The sequence below is a fragment of the Aeribacillus sp. FSL K6-2833 genome, from assembly GCF_037965815.1.
Lineage (GTDB): Bacteria > Bacillota > Bacilli > Bacillales > Aeribacillaceae > Aeribacillus > Aeribacillus composti.
The window spans coordinates 1426406-1447852 of record NZ_CP150189.1 but is presented as its reverse complement, the minus strand read 5'-3'; the positions used below and the strand labels follow the sequence as shown (position 1 = coordinate 1447852).

Below are 21447 nucleotides of genomic sequence, written 5' to 3'. Positions count from 1 at the left end.
GGGATATCCCTATTTTTACACTCTTTTGATAATTTCTTCTGCGATCAATTCCCCGTGAAATCTGCCGTTTTCGATAAAAATTTCATTCGCATCATTTCCAGCTGCGATGACACCGGCTATAAAAATCCCGTTTACATTCGTTTCCATTGTATCGGGATTGTAGTAAGGTCTGCCTGTCTGCTCATCAATAAGTACACCCATTTTTTTCAAAAAGTTATGATCTGGATGGTAGCCAGTCATGGCAAAGACAAAATCACAAGGAATAGTTTTTTCTTCTATTCCGTTCACAATATAACTAATAGAGTCATTTTTAATTTCTTTTACATCTGCCCGAAATTCCATTTTTATATAGCCTTTTTTGATAAGAGAATCAAATTCCGGCAATATCCAAGGCTTAATGCTTGAAGAATACCCGCTTCCTCGGTACAATACAGTTACTCTAGCCCCTGCTTTATAAAGCTCAAGCGCGGCATCAACACTTGAGTTTTTCCCGCCGATCACAACGACATCTTTATCAAAATATGGATGAGCTTCTTTAAAATAATGGAAAACGTGGGGCAGATTTTCGCCTGGAACATTCATGTAATTTGGATTATCATAATAACCTGTAGCAATCACAACAAATGACGCACGATATTTTCCTTTTTCCGTCGTTACCATGAACGTTCCGTCCTGCTGCTTTTCTACCTTCTCTACTTTTTCATATGTATGAATGCGCAAATTTTTTCGCTTCACAACTTCCCGGTAGTAAGCAAGCGCTTGATTGCGGACAGGCTTTCGGTTTTCTGTGATAAATGGGACTCCGCCAATTTCAAGCCTGTCTGCTGTGCTGAAAAAGGTTTGATGTGTTGGAAAGCGATAAATGGAATCAACAATATTTCCTTTTTCAATAACTAAAGGATTTATTCCTTTTTCCTTCAATTCGATCGCAGCCGATAGTCCACATGGACCTCCGCCGACAATGATCACTTTTTCTTCTTGCATCATGATCACTCCTATAGCATTAAGCGGCTGGTGACAAAAGAAAAATTTCCCCTACATTATCATAGGGGAAACTGCAAAACGATGCAAATATTATACCCATCCGCGATATCTGCATGCTTCTGCCATTTTTCTTACGCCTACCATATATGCAGCAAGCCGCATATCTACTCTTCTGTTTTGCGCCGTTTCATATACAGTGTTAAATGCTTTCACCATCATTTTTTCCAATTTTTCTTCCACTTCTTCTTCAGACCAATAGTAGCCCTGATTATTTTGAACCCATTCGAAATAAGAAACCGTTACTCCTCCCGCGCTTGCCAATACGTCAGGCACGAGTAAAATTCCCCGGTCCGTTAAGATTTGAGTGGCTTCAACAGTTGTCGGACCGTTGGCTGCTTCTACGACAATTTGAGCCCGAATATTATGGGCATTTTCTTCTGTAATTTGGTTTTCAATCGCCGCAGGAACTAAAATTTCGCAATCAAGTTCTAACAATTCTTTATTAGTGATCGTATCATTAAACAATTTCGTAACAGTTCCGAAGCTGTCGCGCCGGTCTAATAAATAATCGATGTCAAGTCCGTCTGGATCGTACAGACCGCCGTATGCATCGGAAATACCTACAACTTTTGCTCCGGCATCATGCATAAATTTTGCTAAATAACCGCCTGCATTTCCAAATCCTTGGACAACGACCCTAGCCCCTTGTAAAGAAATTCCACGCTTTTTCGCTGCTTCGCGAATGCAAATGGTCACGCCTTTTGCCGTTGCCGATTCACGGCCATGTGAACCGCCGAGAACGAGAGGCTTGCCGGTAATAAATCCTGGCGAATTAAATTCATCAATCCGGCTGTATTCATCCATCATCCAAGCCATGATTTGCGAGTTCGTAAATACATCAGGTGCAGGTATATCTTTTGTAGGGCCAACAATTTGACTAATTGCCCGAACGTATCCTCTGCTTAATCTTTCTAATTCCCTGAACGACATATCTCTTGGATCACAAACAATTCCACCTTTTCCACCACCGTAAGGCAAATCAATAATTCCGCATTTTAGACTCATCCAAATTGAAAGCGCTTTTACCTCGTTTTCAGTTACATTTGGATGGAAGCGAACGCCTCCTTTTGTAGGTCCTACAGAATCATTATGCTGCGCCCGGTAGCCAGTAAATATTTTAACAGAACCGTCATCCATGCGAACAGGTATTTTCACTGTCAGCATGCGAATCGGCTCTTTTAATAATTCATACACCTCTTCTGGATAACCTAGTTTTCCTAACGCTTTATGTATTACCTTTTGCGTAGCTTTTAGCACATCATGCTTGTCATTGCCTTCGGCTACCATAATAAGTAAACCTCCTATATGTTCTTTAATAATGAAAAGGAAAAGTCCACCTTTCATGACTTAGTATACACCTTCTATAAATTAATTCAATCATTAATTCATAGAAAATAAAGGGATACTGAATTTCTTGTTAAAAAAAGAAAGCGGCAAACCGCTTTGTTTTTTATCAAATAAAATACTAAATCTACGCAAAAAAAGCTGATAAAACATCGCTGAAAGGCGATGTTTTGTCAGCCTCAGGAAAAATAGTCATTCAAAAGACGAACAGCGTGATCCTTTATCAATAATTTTCCATATTCATGCAGTCTATGAGTTGTCATATGTGTCGGCGTTCCATATTCCGCTAAAATTGCAACAAGATGCTCCGTTTCAATCTTAGAGATGTCATCAAACAGCAGGTAGTATCGTCCCTGATATGAATATAGCGCGCCTTCTGTTATTTCGAAACGTTGAAGAACTTTTGCAAGATCGAGGACATCTTCGAAATTCAAAAACTCATACAATATATCTTGATGTTCATCCACTTTTACTTGCATTTCAATATAATCATCTAAAAATTCATCTTCAAGTTCTTCATCATTATTTTTGGAAACAATAATCACCATTCCCTGTGCTTTTAGTGAATAAACCTCGACCGCAATCGAACCGTTTGCATGAAAATCGAGTTCTTCACTTGCCTCATTGATCATTTCCCGGAAAAGCTGATGAACTTTTAAAGAGTTGTTCCATAGATCTTCTTTTGTTAAGCCGCGATCCGACAAATCATCTAGAGTCAGGAAAATTTTAATTTTATTATGATTAAGACGCTCGAGCCGCATCTTCTTCCCTCCTGCCGTCAATACATCATACGATATTGTATGTTGATTCTAAAAGATGGTTCTTTAGTTAGTAAACAGTTTACAATTACGAGGGGGTGAAGACAAGCATTTTTACTCACAAATCACATTTTTATTTCGTTTTATAATAGAGATTAATATCAAATTCTTTTTTCATAACAGAAAAAACCTTGTCGCGATTCATCCACTCTTCTTCGCTTTTCCAAAAATCAGTGCTTTTATCAATAATTTCCCATCTAAGCTCATGATATTCTTTTTCCGCTTTTTCTTCTTTCTTTTTAAAATAAACGGCTGTTGAATAGCTGAATGCAATCAGCAAAACGGCGAATAAGTGTGATGATTGAAAAAAATAGAATAAAACAAACAAAAGATCTGTTTCCAATCGTTGATATACGTTGAAATAAATAAACACTATAAAAATAATCACTTCCACAAATGTAATTATTTGCCAAACCAAACATTTCTGTTTATATGTTTCGAATTCTCTTTTACGCTCAATGAGCCCTTGCAGCATATGCTTGGTAGGTTGATCTGTATAGGGCAGATCTTTAATTTGCCTTTCCATTCGTTTAAAATCCCCCAAAGTTTTTTGTACAAGTTATGCATGATCTTTTTCAAATATGAAAATTTTTTAGTTATTGGGGATTATCTAAAGGGATTTTTAAAACTTGTCCGACATAAATGTTGGAATCTTGAAGATGATTCCATTCTCGAATAAGCTCTTCGCCATTTCGGCTTTTATAATACTTCATCGAGATTTTATACAGCGTTTCGTTCGGCTGGACAACATGAGTAATGATGCGTCTGTTCTCTTCCATGTTTCCATCGCTTTCATTTCCAGAAATTTCTTTTCGGGTTTCGTCTCTTGTGCTGTTGGAAGAGGATTGTTCTTCAGTCGTTGGAGAAGCTTCCTGTTCATTCTGATTTCCTTCTTCTTTGTCTGAGTTAGAGGAATTATTTTCTTCCACTCTCTCTTCTTGAACAGACTTCCCGCTATTATTTTTAATAATTACAGAGTCAAAATCTGAAAGATTTTCCCCGCTGCGGTTTGATTGATTTCGTTCCAAATAAGAAGTTAAAAATAAAACAACGACTGGCACTAATATAAAAAGAAAGACGAGAATACGCAAAAGCGGATAGTTCATTTTCTTTTTTTTCTTCCGCCTTTTTTTATGCACTTCACTCCGAGACGGATATGTCCCCGTTCTCTCTTTTATTTCATCAATCATTTTTTCCCTTAAACGCTCAGCTTGGTCATGTTCATACGGACTTGTCATCTTCTTCATCGTCCCTCCCATCGCCTTTACTATTTTTCAAATATTGAAAGCGAATTTGCACTGCCGATACAAAGTCGATAAGAAAATGAGCGAAAATTGTTGTTAAAATATTCTCAGTCAGTTCAAATATCACTCCGAGAAAAAAACTGACGAACAAAACCGTTGCAAATAACAGCCATTTTGAAAGATAACGAAAATGCATGAAGGCAAAGATCAAACTGGCGATAAACAGTCCGAAATGGGTTTGCAGAACTCCGCGAAACAATATTTCTTCCGCAAAAGCAACGATAAGGGTCATCCAAAAAATTTCCGGCAAGCTTCTGTTTTGAAACAGTTTTTCATTGATTCCTCCATCATCGTACCAGCTTTTTGGCGCCCATTTCATAATTACCAAATTAATGAGCAGAACGATAACTGTTGCAAGCAAGCCAACAGCTATCGATTCCCAACTCAATTCCCATAATTGAAAAAAATCCTCCGCACGGTCAAAAAAAATGAACCCTAAAATAATCGATATAAGAAGAAATAGCGACTGAGTGACCATGAGATGAAATAAAAGCTCTCGATCGGTCATGTTCTTTATCAATTCTTCTTGTCTTTTAATCACGCCTTCACCCACTTTGACGAAACAGCCTTTTTAATTCTTGCTTCCAATCCCACTTTATCATTGGCTGGGATGAATGAATTTTTTTTCGGATAAAAAAACGATCGTTTATTCCGCAATTGTCGCAGCAAATCGAAACCTTTGTTGAAGGTTTTTCCTGAAAATAGCTTAAAATCATGTTCCGCCTGCATGCTTTTGCTCGTAAAAATGCTTCCATGTCGGCTAATTTTTTAAATTTCATTTTCATTCGATCTTCAATCTTGCTCCATACATAATTTACGATCTGATCAGTCGTCCAATGATACATGTTTTCATCCAACATTTGGAAATTATATTGTAAAAATCTCCTCTGTACATCAGACAAGCCGAAGCTGCTCCACTCTTCTTCTGTTAAATCAAAGCTTCCCTTTAACCGAATCGTTTTTACAATCAACTCAATCTCTTTTTTTTCAGGAAATTCAGAACGTATTATCGACCGGGGAAACTCCTCGTCACCCTTTGCTACAAGTGCAATTGCAATGCTTTGGTTTCCATCTCTTCCTGCCCGGCCTATTTCTTGTACGTATGATTCCATGTCAGCAGGATAATGGAAATGGATGACAAATCGAACGTCTTTTTTGTTTATTCCCATTCCAAAAGCATTTGTCGCCGTTATAACCGAAAGTTCGTCATTTAAAAATTGCTGTTGAATCAACATTCTATCTTCATATTCCATTCCGCCATGATAATAAGCCGCATTTGTCATTCCCTTTTGTTCAATCCATCTGGCAAGCTCTTCCGCCCACTTTCTTGTGGAGCAATAAATGATACCCGGCCCTTCTAACATTTTCAGCCATTCGGCTAATCGCTCCAATTTTTCCTCTTGGCTGCTTACGGCTTCAACATTAATGGCAACGTTTTGCCTGTCAATAGAATGAATATGAAATGTTGCATCGGTTAAATGCAAGCATTTCGCGATATCGTTCAGCACTTCTTTAGTGGCTGTGGCGGTCATCGCCAAACAAGGGGGAGAACCGATCATCTCCCTTACCTTTCCGAGCTTTAAATAGTCAGGCCGAAAATCATGTCCCCACTGTGAAATGCAATGCGCTTCATCGACGACAAATAAAGATATTTGGATTTGCGCCAATGCATCCAATAGCCTTTTTGATTTAAACATTTCAGGCGATAAAAATATAAATTTGTAACGGTGCAATTGCCGGAAAGCTTTTTCTTTTTCATATCGGGTTAAAAAGCTATTTAATGCAATGACTCTTTTTTCTCCAAACATTTTCATCTGCTGTTCCTGGTCTTGCATGAGCGACAATAGCGGGGACACTATTAATACAGCACCTTGTAAACAATAGCCAGAAAGCTGATAGCACAATGATTTTCCACCGCCTGTCGGCAGCATGGCAACTACGTCATGTCCGCTAATAACATCTTCAATTATTTCCTTTTGGCCTGTTTTAAAGCTTGAATAACCGAATTTTTCCTTCAGCAAAGTAAAAAGATCTTTCGTCATTGCCATCTCCTTATTGCAGCCATTGCCAGCCGAATTTGAAAATAGCTGTATTGATCTTGAAGATATTCTTTAACTGTTTTCAGCTTGTTCGTTTGCAGCTTTTCAATCGCTTGCCCGATTTTGACCACATCTTCTTTGCTTACATAAGGTTCGAAGGCAAAATCGTGCATGTTTAAAGCAATCTCAACAATATGGTCCTCAATCGTATTTCTTTTAAGCTTTCGGACTGCTGCAATTTCATCAATGCCCAACCCCTCCGCCAACAAGCGGTACGTTTTTTCCGCCGATGCGGTTAGCGGGTGTTTTTTTATCAAATCTCTTAAAAGACCGAATAATATCGGATATTGATCAGAACGTTTTTGCAATTCGTTCACCATTTGAATGACGGCAGCTTGAAACATAAGCTTCAAATAAAAAGGATCTTCATTCGCAGCTGCTGCAAGCTGTTCAAAGGTGATTCCATTTTTTTTAAAGCCGGACAAACGATTGACAACTAAGATAGCTCCCTTTTCATCTAAACATTCAAGCAAACGGTTCATTTCCAAAAACGTTCGATTTCCGATATTTTTCTTTGTCTCTTTCATCTGCAATATGTATGTTTTGACAAAATGCAACAGCTGACCATTATTTGTTATAGGTAAAAATTTCGAATGGTTATAAACTAGATGGGAAACCGTTTGAACAAATAAAGATAAACGCTGCCAAAAAATTTTCCCTATATCATTGTAGGTGGCCCCATCCAGCTTATCAGGAAACGGTTTTTCTGACAAAAATTCTTGCAGCACCCGTTCGCCGTTCATTGTGACCATATAAAACTCGCCTTTTACTTGTTTGACATATGACAGCTGAACCAATCTGTTTAACAAGTGATTATATTCTTCAAGCTCGAGCTCACGGCAAATGCCAAATAAGTTCGATAAATGAAAAATAATGCTATCTTGAATCGTTTGAGAAGATTTTTTTCCTTTTAATAAATGAAAAACAGCTGCTTTCGATCGCTCGCATTTGAGCTGTTGAAAACAATAAAGGATGATTCCTTCCAAATAAGAGAGAGGCATTTGATCACCTTAAAAATTGAAACCTTCTGTTCAATCCTTATTTTATCAAAATTTATCCAATAATTGTCGAAAAATATATAATGAATGATTTGATTTAAGTAAGTTTATCGAAATACTATGACATTTCATCTTTTTTTATTGAAATGTTTAATATTCCATCTTACAATAATTATGTGGTATTCTGATTATTATATAAAACATTCTGAAGTGGAAGATAAATGTTTCTTTCTCTTTTATGACTTCTACTCATTTCATTTATACAGGAGGTTAGACAATGCCAAAATATACAATCGTTGACAAAGAAACATGCATTGCATGCGGTGCATGTGGGGCAGCAGCGCCAGATATTTATGATTATGATGACGAAGGAATCGCATACGTTATTCTAGATGATAACCAAGGGACGGTTGAAGTTCCAGAAGTTTTAGAAGATGATTTAATGGATGCTTTTGAAGGTTGCCCAACAGATTCCATTAAAATTGCTGATGAACCCTTTGACGGCGATCCTTTAAAATTTGAATAGCTGTTTCATCAGCTTTAAAAGAATCGAGTAGGAGGGGGTGACTAACCCCCGACCTCTCACACCACCGTACGTACCGTTCGGTATACGGCGGTTCAATTAAGTATGACGTAGTGCTTGATATCTTTCGAATAGACTTCTTAACCCTCGACGCTTCCAATAGGAGTTGTCGAGGGTTTTGTGTAGAATGGGACTGCAGGCAATCCGCCAATATTTCTTGCGTGTATTACCCCATTCGAATGCTTTATGGCTTGGAACTCCTAATCCTCTGAGTTTCCGAATTCTTGTTTTCGGGGTTTTCCATTCTTTCCACAAACACATCCGAAGCCTTCGTCTAATCCATTCATCCAATTCTTTGAACTTACTTGGTGTTTCTGCCAAGGCAAAATATCCGCACCATCCCATTAAATACTTGTTCAGTTTCTCAATCCTTTTCTCCATTGGATACGGTTTCGATCTTGATGTAATTTCACGGATCTTGTTCTTCAAACGTTTCACACTTTCGTTCGCAATCCGTACCTTTGGAGTCTTATTGAGTGTGAAGCTGAAACCGAGAAACTTCCGTTTCCAAGGACGGTCTACCGCCGATTTCTCTTTATTTACCTTGAGCTTTAACTCCTTCTCTATAAAGTTCGTAATGGAGTTCATGACACGAATTCCTGCTTTCTTTGTTTTCACATAGATGTTACAGTCATCCGCATACCGAACAAACTTATGTCCACGTTTCTCAAGCTCCTTATCCAATTCATGAAGCATGATGTTTGATAAAAGTGGACTAAGCGGGCCGCCTTGAGGCGTTCCCATGTCCGTTTCCATTACCACTCCATTGATCATCACGCCTGATTGAAGATACCGGCGAATTACCTTCAGTAGAATTTGATCTTTGATCGTTTTCGCCAAGATCCCCATCAGTTTGTCGTGATTCACCTTGTCAAAGAATTTCTCTAGGTCTATATCGACTACCCAACGATATCCTTCTTTGATATAACCCTTTGCTTCCCTAACCGCATCATGTCCCCTTCTGCCTGGGCGGAAACCATAGCTATGGTTCGAGAAGGTCGGATCAAAGATTTTCGTCAAAACTTGGGCAATCGCTTGTTGGATGAAACGATCCGTCACGGTAGGGATCCCTAGAAGCCTTACTCCACCGTTCGGTTTCGGGATTTCGACCCGACGGACGGGTAAGGGCTTGTAGGTTCCTTCTCTCAACGACTGTCGAATGGAGTCCCAATTTTCGTAGAGGTGTCTTCGTAGGTCTTTTACGGACATGCCATCTACTCCGTGACTTCCTTTATTCTGTTCGACTCGTTTCAGTGCCGCCAGGAGATTTTCCCGTGACAAAATCATTTCCATCAACATTGATATCCTCTCCACGTGAACGAATTCTTCTATTTGTGCCATCTTCTGCTCCACCCTCTTGAAGTCCCCCGTGGGATTCACCACTTCCTCCTTCAAGTAAGTCCTATCGGATTGTCTGCTTCCACACAGAAGATGAACGCCTAGCGATTCGTTCTCCTTAATTGTTCAGTCCTTCCTCTTCCATCTCGAGCTTGAAAGAGTACTATGACTTCTGCTGACTTCTGACTGTTCAGCTATCTATCACTAGATAGGTTACCAAGGTTACTTGGCGTGCCAGCCAGACCTCCCCGGGTAAGAGTGTAATCTTTCCTTCCATCCATCTGCTTCATTTACTCTGTATCACCTTCGGCAGAAAGGGCTTTGTTTTGTTGTGCAAACTCACCCAGTGATACCTAGCCTCATATGAAGTTCGTGTTCCTCAAACCGGAAGTTTGCCGCTCGCTTCCTTCAGATTCCGCGTCGCCACGGACACCCTTGCGTTAAGCTAACTGCTACTTCTGCCTTCGCAGCTCGGGACTTTCACCCTATAGATTACACCCATGCCGGGCGCACACAACCCCCACGGAAAAACGAATTTCTGTGGGGGTTTTGTGTATCATAATTCGGAGCACCGTTATGATGCGAAAACATCATAGCGGCTGGTCTCCGCTTTTTTGCATATAAATTATGCATTTTGCACGTTAAATTTATGTTGAAGCCATTCTTTTATTCTGCCGTAAATCATTAAAAAGACAATGGCAATAATTGTTCCTTTAATGAGGTTAAAAGGCAAAATCCCGGCAATAATGACTTGCTTCACTTCTGCAATCGACATTTGCGGCATATTTAAAAACAGCGTATATGCCGGCAAAATGAAATAATAGTTCAATAAGCTCATGGCTACTGACATTGAAATGGTCCCGGCAGCTAAACCGAAAAGAACCCCTTTCATCGAACGAACTTTTTGAAACACGAATGCAAACGGCAAAAGGAAAAACAATCCGGCCAAGAAATTTGCCAACTGATCAATCGGAACTCCTGTCGCGCTTCCTTGAATGATGTAATGAAGCGTATTTTTAATCGCTTCTACAGCCAATCCTGCAATCGGCCCTAATAAAATCGTCGCCAGCATAGCAGGAATTTCGCTGAAATCAATTTTTAAAAATGCCGGAAGTCCCGGAAGCGGAAAGTTAAGAGCCATAAGCAAGTAGGAAATCCCGCTTAACATTCCTACAAAAACAAGTTTAAATGCCTTTGTTTTTAACACAGTCCTTCTCTCCTTTTCTTTCTGTGATCCATCTTGAAAAGAAGGAAGGGTCCATCTCCTGCTTCAATAAAAAAACCCTCTACATTGACGCAGAGGGAGAATTGTAAGCAGGTTAAAATAAACGTTTCAATGATCATATTTTTTGAAACGCCTGAACCCTCATCTTCTCCCATCCAGACTATACTGTCGGCTCTGGATTCTCACCAGATCCACCGTAAAGGAAAAACACCTTTACGGGTCACGGGCTAAAAAAGCTTAAAAGCTTTTATCACCGCCGGTCGGGAATTTCACCCTGCCCCGAAGATGAATCCATATTTTTTATCTTCATTATATACAATAACGAAAAAAAAAGAAACTTATTTTATTTCATTGTCTTTTTTCTACAATTGCCAATATTTTTTACATCCTCTATAATAAAAAGGCATACATAATAAAGGAGGATTTTGTCGATGGCAAACAATAAAGTTGTCGAAGCTTTTATTGAAATTCCGACAGGAAGCCAAAACAAATATGAATATGACAAGGAAAAAGGCGTTTTTAAACTAGACCGGGTTCTTTATTCGCCTATGTTTTACCCTGCAGAGTACGGTTATTTAGAAAATACTTTAGCACTTGACGGCGATCCTCTTGACATTCTCGTAATCGTCACCAATCCGACTTTCCCTGGATGCGTCATAGAATCGCGTGTCATTGGCTATTTAAACATGATCGACAGCGGTGAAGAAGATGCAAAATTAATCGGCGTTCCTGTAGATGATCCTCGTTTTGATCATGTTCAATCGATTGAAGATCTGCCGGAGCACAAATTAAAAGAAATTGCCCATTTCTTTGAACGTTACAAAGATTTGGAAGGAAAACGAACAGAGATCGGCAGCTGGGAAGGACCTGAAGCAGCGGCAAAACTAATTGACGAATGTATCGCACGATACAATGAATCTAACAATTAAACAAAAAAGAGAGCTGTTTCTTCAGAAGCAACTCTCTTTTTCCCTTTTTACACACAGTAAACGTTTTCAAACTGTAAAGTTTTGAACCTTGACAACATAGATCAGTTAAGATAAAATAATCAGAAATTTTGTTTTCATTTTTAATTCGTTCACTAGGGGGATCTTAGAAAATGTTTCATGTTCTTGTTTCTGACTCAATATCAAGCGATGGATTAGCACCATTATTGAACGATGAAAACATCAATGTCGTTCAGAAAAAAGTAAGTGAAGTTGACGACCTGGAAAAATATGATGCTCTGCTCGTCCGCAGTGCAACGAAAGTAACAGAAGAACTGCTTCAAAAAATGACAAATTTAAAAATTGTTGCAAGAGCAGGCGTCGGAGTCGATAATATCGATGTTGAAGCAGCGACAAAATACGGAGTTGTCGTAATTAATGCACCTGACGGAAATACGATTTCAACTGCCGAGCATACATTTGCCATGATGGCATCGCTTGTTCGTCATATTCCACAAGCAAATGTTTCCGTTAAATCAGGTGAATGGAACCGCTCCGCCTTTCTCGGTACTGAGCTATACGGCAAAAGCTTAGGAATCATCGGTTTAGGACGAATCGGCAGCGAAATTGCCAAAAGAGCAAAAGCTTTTGGAATGAACGTATTAGTGTTTGATCCATTTTTAACAAAAGACCGGGCGCAAAAATTGGGAGTAAACAGCTGCAAGCTCGATGAAGTTTTAGCGCAAGCTGATATCATTACTGTTCATACACCATTGACAAAAGAAACAAGAGGTTTATTAGGAAAAGAAAATATCGGAAAAACGAAAAAAGGAGTTTATTTATTAAACTGCGCCCGGGGCGGCATCATCGATGAAGAAGCATTAATTCATTATTTAGAAATTGGACATGTGAAAGGCGTTGCACTTGATGTATTTGAAGTCGAGCCTCCAGTAAATCGGAAGCTGCTTGATTTTGAACAGGTCATTGCTACACCGCATCTTGGAGCATCAACGAAAGAGGCCCAATTAAACGTTGCCTCTCAAGTTGCTGAAGAAGTATTAAAATTTTTAAATGGAAAACCTGTTACAAATTCTATTAATCTACCAACATTAACAAAAGATATATTTGACAAAATACAGCCGTTTTATAAATTGGCCAAAAAATTGGGTCAGCTTGCTTCTCAATACATGAAAGAACCTGTTCAACATATCGGAATCGTTTACGAAGGAACGGTTGCTGAACTCGAAACATCTTTTATTACGAAAGCATTTCTTGCTGGATTTTTAGGAGAACGGGTTGATTCAACTGTTAACGAAGTGAATGCTGGCCTCATCGCCAAAGAACGCGGCATCAGCTTCAGCGAAAAAATTGCTTCAAACGGTTCTGGATATGCAAATTGCATCGCTGTTCAAGTAGATGGAGATCATCGGACTTTTTCCGTAAAAGCAACGTATATTCCAAACTACGGTGAACGAATTGTTGATTTAAACGGTTTCGATATCGATTTTTACCCGGCAGGGGAAGTATTATATGTAGAACACATCGATAAACCAGGTGTTATTGGACGCGTCGGAAAAGTACTGGGCGACCATGGCGTAAACATCGCAACAATGCAGGTTGGACGTAAAAACATCGGCGGCGAAGCAATCATGGTTTTAACTTGTGATAAACTGATTGATGATCAGCTTATTGAAGCGTTAGTCCAGTTCGATGACATCGTTTCTGCCAAAACTATTCATTTATAATATTTAAAGGTGCTGGGAGGGCTTATCTCTCCTGGCTCCTCTGTTTTTAATCCTCCCAAAAACAAAAGACCGATGAAAAGCCCCATAATTAGGGCAATACCCAGCCTCCGCATTAAATCCAGCATCCGTTCATCCTCCTTTCCTCCTTTCGTACATTCTCAATATTTATGATGGTGTCTTTATGTTTAGACCTATTTCCGTTCCTTTTGCTATGCATCAACTTTCAGGTCAATAAAATTAGGCGAAAAAGGCACTTCCACCGGTTTTGAAATATCAATATTTCCGATTTTTTTCGCATCAAAGCCTTCGAACTTCACTTTCTTAAAGCCGAATTCTTTCGCTGTCATTAAAATCGCTTCCAGCATAACTTCAGTATGCTCTGTGTTTTTCATTTTTGAAGCATTTTCAAAAGTGACCGTAAGCAGCTCATCATCCTTTTTCAATTGCTTAATTTTAACGGAATTATTAATGGAAGGTTCAAGCCCGTCTTCCTTACCTTTTTGCATGGCATTCATTGCATCTTCAATTGTTTCATATTCATTTTTTGATGGAACGAGCAAAGGATTGCTGCTATTTTTAGGAAAAAACAAGAAATAGGCTTTTTTCAGCAGCTTCTTTATTTGAAATTCGGAAACAAAATGCTCAGAAGGAACATGCTGCTTTTCATTTGTAAATAAGCGCACCTTTTTATAATTTTGCCACCGAAATGTTTCTTTTAATACTTCTTTAAAATTTTGTTCATTATGGAAACGGTCTTTTATATTCAATTTTTCAAAATTTATGATCACCTCGTCACTTCGGCTTTTGCTTTCATAAATGTCTGCATCTTGAAAGGCAAAAGCTGAAAGATTGAAACGTTTCACATCGATCTTGTTTAAGACGTCATTTATTTGCTTGACGGCAGGCTCGAATTGATTTCCTTTAAAGCTTAGAGGAACGACATGCTGTTTGCTTTCATCTAAAAGCCCTACTGTGATAATTTGTTCAGTTGAAGAATTTGGAACTATGGAACGATACTTCGGCGAAGCCTCCATCGTTTGACTTTCGGTTAAATGACTGTTTCCTGCGTTTTCGGCCTTTTTGTTGTATGAATATTGGGTTTGTTCATTTTTGCTGTTGCTTAGCGGAAAAACTACAAAAGTGACGGCTGCTGTCAAAGCAACAATCGAAGCTGATGGAACAATGAATTTCAATATTGTTCTTTTTCTTTTTTTCTCGGTAATATTGTTCCAAATCTCGAATGAACTGCGGGAATCTTCTACTTTTGGAAACTCGCTTATCCATTTTTTGATTTGTTCATCGCTCCACAGAGAGTTTTTCACTTGAAACTACCTCCTGTTCTGTCATAGCTCCCTGATCTTTCGTGACACCTTGTTCTTTCATAGCTTTATCTATATAATTTTTTAACACTTTTAAAGCCCGATGCTGGGTTGTTTTGACTTTGCTTTCCGTCCACCCCAACACCTCGGCTGTTTCTGCAACAGATAATTCTTTTATAAACCGTAAAATTAAAACGGTTCTTTGATTCACATTACAGTCATTCATTGCTTTGTATAGCATCTGTATTTCTTCTCGTTGTAAAGCTATTTCTTCCGGGAGGGGCTCTCGATCCGCAATTTGTGCTTGATCTAAATCAAATTTTTCCATTATTCGCTGACGGAGAGTTTTTTGCTTTCGAAAAAAATCAATCGCTACATGCCGAGCAATGGAAAATAACCATGTTTTTTCACTGCTTCGTCCTTCAAAGCTCGAGTATGATTTTAAAACTTTTATATACACTTCATGCACCAAATCTTCCGCTTGTTCCCGATCCTTCACCAAATAATATAAAAACTGAAAAATATCTTGATGATATTTTTCGTATAATCTTTGAAACGATTCATCCATGCACATACCCTCCGTTTAAAATATTTGTCGAAAGAGACGCATGACATGTTACAAACAAAAAAGAAAGGGTCTTATAAAAGAGACCCTCGGTGTCAATTTTTTTTGCTATTATGTGTCCGGAACACCTTCCCGCTTCGTTCGTATTCGACATCCTTCACGTTTAGGCGGTAATTTACAACCCGAGCAGCAGCAAATAAATAATCAGACAGACGGTTCACGTAAATGAGGACCGGATGATGAATTTTAACCTCTTTCATTAAAGAAACGATTAAACGCTCTGCTCTTCTGGCAGCTGTTCTCGCAATATGTAAAACGCTGGCCGCCTCCGTTCCTCCGGGCAAAATAAATTTTTCTAATGCAGGAGCTTCTTCCACATAATGATCGATTCGTTCCTCTAAAAAACGGATCATATCCTCCGTCGTTTTAAACGGATGTTTTTGCTTTTCGTACACAACCGCTATGTCAGATCCGCAATCAAACAAATGATGCTGAATTTTTTCAAGCTCTTCGTAAATATCTTGAAACGCTTTATCTGTTAAAAACGTCCTTGCATAGCCTATGTAAGCGTTCAATTCATCAATCGTTCCGTAAGCTTCCACCCTTGGATCATCTTTATCGACGCGCGCACCAATAACGTTCGTCTGTCCTTGATCCCCTGTACGCGTATATAAATTCATTGCCAAACCTCCCTTCTGTTACGTGTGAAACAATAAAGATCGGCAAATTTTTACGATGTTTGCGGCAATAGTACGGTAAATGTCGTTCCAACATTTAATTTGCTGTGAACTTGTATTACCCCTTTATGGGCATCGACAATATTTTTCGCAATGGCAAGCCCAAGACCCGTACCTGCTCTTCCGCGCGTTCTCGCTTTGTCAGCTTTATAAAAGCGTTCAAACACAAACGGCAGATCTTCTTCACTGATTCCGCTTCCTGAGTCCTGAACATCTATTTTTAAACCATTGCTTTCTGAAATAATTACTTTTACAAATCCTTGTGCACTCGTATGGCGGATGGCATTGTCAATTAAATTGGTCAGTACTTGCTCAATGCGGTCCGGATCAAACGAAAAGGAATCCATTTGAACATTCAGCAAATATTCGAGGTGAATCTGTTTTTCTTTTGCAATGCCTTGAAATTTGCGAATAATTTTTTCAATAAAAGGCTTCAATTTGACATCTTGTATATTTAAGGAAATATGTCCTGCCTCCATTCTGGCCAAATCCAATAAATCATTCACCAATCGGCCCATTCGCAATGATTCGTCATAAATAACCTGAACAATCTCCTTCCGCTCCTTTTCGCTTCCTGCAATGTCATCGCGAAGAGCTTCGCTGTATCCTTGCAGCATGGCAATAGGCGTCCGCAGCTCGTGGGACACATTGGCAATAAAATCAATTCTTAATTTGTCGAGACGTCTTTCCTTCGTTATATCGCGCAATACAACGACCGCTCCTCGAACACGATTTTGATTATAAAGAGAGCTCATGATCACTCCCCATGTTCTGCCTTGCAAAGTAATCTCAGTAACCTGCTCGCGGTGAGTCGTCGTCACTCGTTTAAACAGCTCTTCAATAGCCGGCGGAAGCTCATGTTCCTTTTTCGGATTCATTCCGTTTTCATAATACCATGCCTGCAAAAAACGTTCAGCAGGAGGATTTGTGACTAAAATCGTTCCATCGATATTTAACGTAATGACACCGTCGGCCATGCTGCTTAAAATGTTTGAAAGCTGTTCTTTTTCTTGCCGCAAAGCGTTAATATGGAATTTCACCTGCCGGCCCATTTGGTTAAAGGCAACAGCTAATTCACCAATTTCATCGCTTGTCAGCTTCGGAACTTTCGTATCAAATTTTCCATTCGCCACTTCAATCGCGACTTCTCTCATTTTTCGGAGCGGATAAGTAATGCGGGTTGATAAAAAAAAGGCAAAAACGGTCGTTAATATAATAGCTATAAATGCTGCCATAAAAATATATTTAGTTGTTTGTTTTGTTGTTTCATTAATGGCCGACAAAGATTGTACGACAAATATCGCTCCAGATTGATAAGGCACTCCGACGATCATCATTTCATTGTTGAATTTATTGTGATCATTCGTTTGCGGAAAGCTTTTTACAAGGCTGATTTTTTCTTGATCTTCCAATACTTTTGACAGCTCTTTTTCACTGATGATTTCATTTAATGAATATTGAGCGACACCCGCCCCGTCATTTTGTTTTTGCCAATATGTTTTTCCACCATCAACGATATACACACTTGTTAGTTTATCAGAAAGTTCAGTTGCGATGGAGCCGGCTAATGGTGTATTTTGATGATTTTCCATAATAATGGCTGCTTTATTGGCAAGCTGGGTCAATTTTTGCTCGGCATCTTTTATATGATAATTTTCCATAAACTCGAGCAGCAAAATGGTTAAAATCGACAGAACCACTATCACAAGAAATAAAATGGTCATCCAAAGCTTGCCAACAACGCTTCTCCAAAATTTCATTCTTCAACGACCTCGAATTTATAGCCGACACCCCAAACAGTCACGATCATTTTGGCGGCTTCAGGCGAAACTTTGTTTAATTTTTCCCTAAGTCTTTTCACATGAGTGTCAACTGTTCGTAAATCTCCAAAAAATTCGTAATGCCATACTTCCTTCAGCAGCTTTTCCCGGTCGTATACTTTATCAGGAGTTTTTGCCAAAAAATAAAGCAGCTCGTACTCTTTCGGGGTTAAGTTGACTTCCTTGCCGTCGGCCGTCACGCGATGAGCATCATGATCGATTGTTAAGTGCGGGAAAACGATCACATTTTTCGCCGATGAATCGGTTTTTAAATAGCTTGTTTGTGACGCCCTTCTTAAAATCGCTTTCACACGCAAAACAACCTCTCTCGGGCTGAACGGTTTTACAATATAATCGTCCGCACCGACCTCAAACCCTTGAACACGGTTTACCTCCTCTCCTTTTGCTGTCAGCATAATGACAGGAGTGGCTTTCTTTTCTCTCAGCTGCTTGCACACTTCGATTCCGTCAATTCCGGGCATCATAATATCCAGAATAATCAAATCATAATCGGCACAAAGAGCCTTTTCAAGCGCTTCATCACCATTTTCCGCCTCATCTATTTGATAATTTTCCCTTTCTAAGTACATTTTCAAAAGCCTGCGAATTCTTTCTTCATCATCTACCACTAAAATCGTTACATCCTGGTTCTCTGACATATTTTATTCCTCCCTTGATCAGGTTAAAAAAGAGCTGACTCAAATGATAATGATCCAAATTCCAGCATGTATCATGAGTCAGCCAATCCGTTTATGCATATGAATGTAAACCAGCTATCACAAGGTTTACAAAAATTAAATTAAACATGATGATCGCAAATCCGATAACCGCAAGCCATGCTGATTTTTCTCCATGCCATCCTCTCGAAAGCCGTAAGTGAAGATATGCCGCGTAAAACAGCCAAGTGATCAATGCCCAAACCTCTTTCGGATCCCAGCCCCAAAATCGGGTCCAAGCGATCTGCGCCCAAATCATGGCAAATATTAAAGCACCTAGCGTAAATACTGGGAATCCAATCGCTACTGAACGGTAGCCAATTTCATCCACCACATCCAAATTTAAATTTTTCACTAAAGGCTGCAACGCTGCAGAAATACGCTTTCTCAATATTAGGCGGATCACTCCGTATAAAATCAGTCCTACAAATGTGGACCATAAAACAGTGTTCACCTTTCTGGCCGATAAAATCGCCGGCAATTCCACAAAGCCTGCAAGCCGATCTTTTGTCAACAATTCTCCTTCGTGCGGCGCAACGAGAGCAGGCAAATGAAATTCCATTTCCGCCTCTTGTCCATTTTTATCGATCCATTTAAACACTGATTCATAATCCATTGCTCGGAACACGGTTGTGACAATGACAAATGCTAGTGTTGTGACTAATACAAACATGACAAATTCAAGCCAAAACGTCTTTTTTGTTGCTTTTGATTGGTCCACAACCTTTGTTAAATACAGGACTCCGGCTACAAAGCTGATCGCCAAAATAGCTTGTCCGGCAGCAGCTGTTGTTACATGGATTTTCAGCCAATCGCTTTGAAGAGCTGGTATTAAAGGGCTGATTTCTGTCGGAAACATGCTGGCATATGCAATCAATAAAAGTGCAACTGGCAATGTAAATAAGCCAAGTGCAGACAGCTTATAAATAAAATAAATAATGATAAATGCTCCTACTAGCATCATACCAAAGAATGTCGTGAATTCAAATAAGTTCGAAACCGGGGCATGTCCAGCAGCGATCCATCTCGTAACGAAGTATCCCAGTTGAGACAAAAAACCGAGGATCGCCGCCGCAATGCCTAATCGCGCCCATCTATTCGTTTTTTCATCCTTTCCTCTTTTGTCACGGATGGAACCGCCAAAAAAGAATGTTCCTATTAAATACAAAATAAACGCAATGTATAATAAAGTGCTGCTAAGTTCAGCCACAAACTTCCCCTCCTTCATGAGGTTCTATTCTTTTAATTGTTTTTGGTCAACAGGCTTTTGAATTTCAGTATCGCGCAAAATGATGTCCAATTCATTTTTTAATCCAAACCAGTTTTTGTTTGTATGCCCCGCCAGCATGATTTTGCCGTTATCCGCTTTCAGCCATATGCGGCGATGCTGCCAGTACAATCCTTGAATTAAGCCTATCATAAAAATGGCTCCGCCGACACCGAGCACCCATAAAGTTAAATCTTTTCTTACAACTAGACCCGTTAAGTTTTTCGTTTCAATTCCTGAAAATTTCATTTTGTATTTGTTATTCTCGTTAGGTTCAATCGTTTGCTGGATGGCAACGAAACTCGTTTCTCCCTTCGGTCTGTCAGGTGCAATCATTTTAAAAACAAATGCCGGGTTGTTTGGCACTCTCGACCGCGTGGCTGGATTGCCTTCGTCATCAAAATAAAAATCTGGAAGATAGCTAGCAATTTCAACAGCATAGCCGTTTCCTAAATCATATTTCTTTTCTGGATTTAAGAGGTCAATGACAACTTTCCCGAAGCTTTTCCCCGATTTTTTATCGATAAGATCAAACGTCATTTTATTTAACTCATTCAGCTTGTAATTCACTTGATAGACAGCATAAGAATCAAATTTCAACGGTTCGTTGACGCGAATGCTGAAGTCTTTTACCTCTTTTAATTTTGGTTCTTCACCCGGCAGGCTGTCTCCCTGCTTTTTATAAAGCGTCACATTTGATTGGAAGTTTTTAGCTACGCTTCCATCGCCGACACGGTCAATCGCTTCCTGAAACACATCTTTTTCTTTTTCCTTTTGATAAGTTTCCAAAATGAACTGATGATGCTTCAAATAATACTCGCCATTTGTCCCGGGTATTTCTTTCGTTTCCCCTTCTCTTAACCAGAGAACCTCATCCACATACATCCCCGGGAAAAAGCGGAGCATGGCTCCAATTAAAAAAATAATCAATCCGATATGATTGACATACGGACCCCATCTGGAAAATCGATTTTTCTCTGCCAAAATGTTTCCATTTTCTTCTCGAATGCGATAACGGCGCGCTGTTAAATTTTTTTTAACTTGTTCTACATTTTTTTCAATATTGTCCACATATGATTCGCTAAAAAGGCGCTGTCTTTTCAAAAAAGACTCGTGCCGAGACACACCTTGATTTTTCAAGGCACGATAAAGTGGAATAACCCGGTCAAGCGAGCAAATCACAAGCGATATTCCAATCGATGCGATCAAGGTCATATACCACCAAGAACCGTATAGGCGGTGGAAGCCTAATTGATAATAAAGCTGGCCTAAAATTCCATATTCATCTTTATAAAATTGCTCTGGCGTTACGTTGGAAGGTATGTACAATTCTTGCGGAAAAATCGTTCCGATTGCTGATGCGATCAGCGTTATCACAATCAGCCAGACTCCAACTTTAACAGAAGAGAAAAAATTCCATACTTTATCGACGATCGTTTTATTATATGTTTGAGAACGTCTGGCGCTTCCGTCATAACGCATATCATGAAGTTTTTCCGAATTGCCTTCGCCTTCTGCTGCCAAGGCCCGTCCGCAATTTTCACACAGCACAGTACCGAACGGATTTACATGACCGCATTCACATTTCACATGATTCAT

The 21447-nt window shown here is 39.3% G+C and carries 21 protein-coding genes and 1 riboswitch; of the genes, 3 read left to right on the top strand and 18 right to left on the bottom strand.

Going from position 1 to position 21447, the window contains the following annotated elements; all coding sequences use genetic code 11:
- Positions 1-15: 15 nt before the first annotated feature.
- From NSQ94_RS07180 to NSQ94_RS07145, 8 genes are all read right to left on the bottom strand, one after another.
- Positions 16-984, bottom strand: coding sequence for a YpdA family putative bacillithiol disulfide reductase (locus tag NSQ94_RS07180; protein ID WP_339195795.1), 969 nt, complete (start codon positions 982-984; stop codon positions 16-18).
- Positions 985-1074: 90 nt separating this feature from the next.
- Entirely contained in the window at positions 1075-2331 is a 1257-nt protein-coding gene (locus NSQ94_RS07175; protein ID WP_063388611.1) for a Glu/Leu/Phe/Val dehydrogenase, read from the bottom strand.
- Positions 2332-2567: 236 nt separating this feature from the next.
- A complete protein-coding gene (locus tag NSQ94_RS07170) occupies positions 2568-3149 on the bottom strand; it encodes a genetic competence negative regulator (protein ID WP_063388612.1) in 582 nt (193 codons plus the stop codon).
- Between the two features lie 130 nt (positions 3150-3279).
- Complete coding sequence (locus NSQ94_RS07165; protein ID WP_063388613.1) at positions 3280-3732, bottom strand: DUF2663 family protein; 453 nt, start codon at positions 3730-3732, stop codon at positions 3280-3282.
- A gap of 70 nt (positions 3733-3802) precedes the next feature.
- On the bottom strand, positions 3803-4453 hold the full coding sequence (locus tag NSQ94_RS07160; protein ID WP_157728008.1) for a LysM peptidoglycan-binding domain-containing protein: 651 nt from the start codon (positions 4451-4453) through the stop codon (positions 3803-3805).
- Positions 4428-5051, bottom strand: coding sequence for a type II CAAX endopeptidase family protein (locus tag NSQ94_RS07155; protein ID WP_066247708.1), 624 nt, complete (start codon positions 5049-5051; stop codon positions 4428-4430). The genes NSQ94_RS07160 and NSQ94_RS07155 overlap by 26 nt, the downstream gene beginning before the upstream one ends.
- Positions 5052-5055: 4 nt before the next feature.
- Positions 5056-6552 carry an ATP-dependent DNA helicase RecQ gene (locus tag NSQ94_RS07150; protein WP_063388616.1) on the bottom strand — a complete coding sequence of 499 codons (1497 nt, stop codon included), beginning with the start codon at positions 6550-6552 and terminating at the stop codon, positions 5056-5058.
- Positions 6549-7610, bottom strand: a complete 1062-nt coding sequence (locus NSQ94_RS07145; RefSeq protein WP_063388617.1) for a helix-turn-helix domain-containing protein — start codon at positions 7608-7610, stop codon at positions 6549-6551. The genes NSQ94_RS07150 and NSQ94_RS07145 overlap by 4 nt, the downstream gene beginning before the upstream one ends.
- Before the next feature lie 274 nt (positions 7611-7884).
- Here NSQ94_RS07145 and NSQ94_RS07140 point away from each other — a divergent pair, with 274 nt between their 5' ends.
- A complete protein-coding gene (locus NSQ94_RS07140; RefSeq protein WP_063388618.1) occupies positions 7885-8133 on the top strand; it encodes a ferredoxin in 249 nt (82 codons plus the stop codon).
- Positions 8134-8229: 96 nt separating this feature from the next.
- Here NSQ94_RS07140 and ltrA read toward each other — a convergent pair whose 3' ends face one another.
- Both ltrA and NSQ94_RS07130 read right to left on the bottom strand, forming a co-directional pair.
- Positions 8230-9489, bottom strand: a complete 1260-nt coding sequence (ltrA, locus tag NSQ94_RS07135) for a group II intron reverse transcriptase/maturase (protein WP_066251748.1) — start codon at positions 9487-9489, stop codon at positions 8230-8232.
- A 664-nt stretch (positions 9490-10153) separates the two neighbouring features.
- The gene (locus tag NSQ94_RS07130) at positions 10154-10735 is read right to left on the bottom strand and encodes an ECF transporter S component (RefSeq protein WP_082829402.1); all 582 of its coding nucleotides are present in this window, start codon (positions 10733-10735) and stop codon (positions 10154-10156) included.
- A gap of 157 nt (positions 10736-10892) precedes the next feature.
- Positions 10893-11044: riboswitch (FMN riboswitch) on the bottom strand.
- Between the two features lie 140 nt (positions 11045-11184).
- On the opposite strand from NSQ94_RS07130, the gene NSQ94_RS07125 reads away from it, so the two are divergent.
- Complete coding sequence (locus NSQ94_RS07125) at positions 11185-11682, top strand: inorganic diphosphatase (protein WP_063388619.1); 498 nt, start codon at positions 11185-11187, stop codon at positions 11680-11682.
- Between the two features lie 170 nt (positions 11683-11852).
- The gene (gene serA, locus NSQ94_RS07120) at positions 11853-13424 is read left to right on the top strand and encodes a phosphoglycerate dehydrogenase (RefSeq protein WP_066247685.1); all 1572 of its coding nucleotides are present in this window, start codon (positions 11853-11855) and stop codon (positions 13422-13424) included.
- On the opposite strand, the gene NSQ94_RS07115 is transcribed toward serA, so the two are convergent.
- From NSQ94_RS07115 to NSQ94_RS07080, 8 genes are all read right to left on the bottom strand, one after another.
- The gene (locus NSQ94_RS07115; protein ID WP_261308724.1) at positions 13415-13549 is read right to left on the bottom strand and encodes a hypothetical protein; all 135 of its coding nucleotides are present in this window, start codon (positions 13547-13549) and stop codon (positions 13415-13417) included. The two genes, serA and NSQ94_RS07115, sit on opposite strands and share 10 nt — an antisense overlap.
- A gap of 84 nt (positions 13550-13633) precedes the next feature.
- Positions 13634-14746, bottom strand: coding sequence for a GerMN domain-containing protein (locus NSQ94_RS07110; protein WP_063388621.1), 1113 nt, complete (start codon positions 14744-14746; stop codon positions 13634-13636).
- Entirely contained in the window at positions 14721-15311 is a 591-nt protein-coding gene (gene sigX, locus NSQ94_RS07105; protein ID WP_063388622.1) for an RNA polymerase sigma factor SigX, read from the bottom strand. Before sigX ends, NSQ94_RS07110 begins: the two co-directional genes overlap by 26 nt.
- 92 nt (positions 15312-15403) lie before the next feature.
- Positions 15404-15988, bottom strand: coding sequence for a cob(I)yrinic acid a,c-diamide adenosyltransferase (locus tag NSQ94_RS07100; RefSeq protein ID WP_063388623.1), 585 nt, complete (start codon positions 15986-15988; stop codon positions 15404-15406).
- 50 nt (positions 15989-16038) lie between these two features.
- On the bottom strand, positions 16039-17805 hold the full coding sequence (locus NSQ94_RS07095) for an ATP-binding protein (protein ID WP_063388624.1): 1767 nt from the start codon (positions 17803-17805) through the stop codon (positions 16039-16041).
- Complete coding sequence (locus NSQ94_RS07090) at positions 17802-18524, bottom strand: response regulator transcription factor (protein ID WP_066247683.1); 723 nt, start codon at positions 18522-18524, stop codon at positions 17802-17804. The genes NSQ94_RS07095 and NSQ94_RS07090 overlap by 4 nt, the downstream gene beginning before the upstream one ends.
- Positions 18525-18615: 91 nt before the next feature.
- A complete protein-coding gene (ccsB, locus tag NSQ94_RS07085) occupies positions 18616-19791 on the bottom strand; it encodes a c-type cytochrome biogenesis protein CcsB (RefSeq protein WP_144598193.1) in 1176 nt (391 codons plus the stop codon).
- 24 nt (positions 19792-19815) lie between these two features.
- Positions 19816-21447 carry a cytochrome c biogenesis protein ResB gene (locus NSQ94_RS07080; protein WP_063388627.1) on the bottom strand — a complete coding sequence of 544 codons (1632 nt, stop codon included), beginning with the start codon at positions 21445-21447 and terminating at the stop codon, positions 19816-19818.

Excerpts from the sequence above, each read along its gene's own strand:
- NSQ94_RS07100 (WP_063388623.1), bottom strand. The coding sequence starts at position 15,988 with ATGAATTTATATACGCGTACAGGGGATCAAGGACAGACGAACGTTATT.
- serA (WP_066247685.1), top strand. The coding sequence starts at position 11,853 with ATGTTTCATGTTCTTGTTTCTGACTCAATATCAAGCGATGGATTAGCA.
- sigX (WP_063388622.1), bottom strand. The coding sequence starts at position 15,311 with ATGGATGAATCGTTTCAAAGATTATACGAAAAATATCATCAAGATATT.
- NSQ94_RS07150 (WP_063388616.1), bottom strand. The coding sequence starts at position 6,552 with ATGACGAAAGATCTTTTTACTTTGCTGAAGGAAAAATTCGGTTATTCA.
- NSQ94_RS07115 (WP_261308724.1), bottom strand. The coding sequence starts at position 13,549 with ATGCTGGATTTAATGCGGAGGCTGGGTATTGCCCTAATTATGGGGCTT.
- NSQ94_RS07125 (WP_063388619.1), top strand. The coding sequence starts at position 11,185 with ATGGCAAACAATAAAGTTGTCGAAGCTTTTATTGAAATTCCGACAGGA.
- NSQ94_RS07140 (WP_063388618.1), top strand. The coding sequence starts at position 7,885 with ATGCCAAAATATACAATCGTTGACAAAGAAACATGCATTGCATGCGGT.
- NSQ94_RS07170 (WP_063388612.1), bottom strand. The coding sequence starts at position 3,149 with ATGCGGCTCGAGCGTCTTAATCATAATAAAATTAAAATTTTCCTGACT.
- NSQ94_RS07175 (WP_063388611.1), bottom strand. The coding sequence starts at position 2,331 with ATGGTAGCCGAAGGCAATGACAAGCATGATGTGCTAAAAGCTACGCAA.
- NSQ94_RS07080 (WP_063388627.1), bottom strand. The coding sequence starts at position 21,447 with ATGAATCATGTGAAATGTGAATGCGGTCATGTAAATCCGTTCGGTACT.
- NSQ94_RS07145 (WP_063388617.1), bottom strand. The coding sequence starts at position 7,610 with ATGCCTCTCTCTTATTTGGAAGGAATCATCCTTTATTGTTTTCAACAG.
- ltrA (WP_066251748.1), bottom strand. The coding sequence starts at position 9,489 with ATGTTGATGGAAATGATTTTGTCACGGGAAAATCTCCTGGCGGCACTG.
- NSQ94_RS07180 (WP_339195795.1), bottom strand. The coding sequence starts at position 984 with ATGCAAGAAGAAAAAGTGATCATTGTCGGCGGAGGTCCATGTGGACTA.
- NSQ94_RS07095 (WP_063388624.1), bottom strand. The coding sequence starts at position 17,805 with ATGAAATTTTGGAGAAGCGTTGTTGGCAAGCTTTGGATGACCATTTTA.
- NSQ94_RS07160 (WP_157728008.1), bottom strand. The coding sequence starts at position 4,453 with ATGAAGAAGATGACAAGTCCGTATGAACATGACCAAGCTGAGCGTTTA.
- NSQ94_RS07090 (WP_066247683.1), bottom strand. The coding sequence starts at position 18,524 with ATGTCAGAGAACCAGGATGTAACGATTTTAGTGGTAGATGATGAAGAA.
- NSQ94_RS07165 (WP_063388613.1), bottom strand. The coding sequence starts at position 3,732 with ATGGAAAGGCAAATTAAAGATCTGCCCTATACAGATCAACCTACCAAG.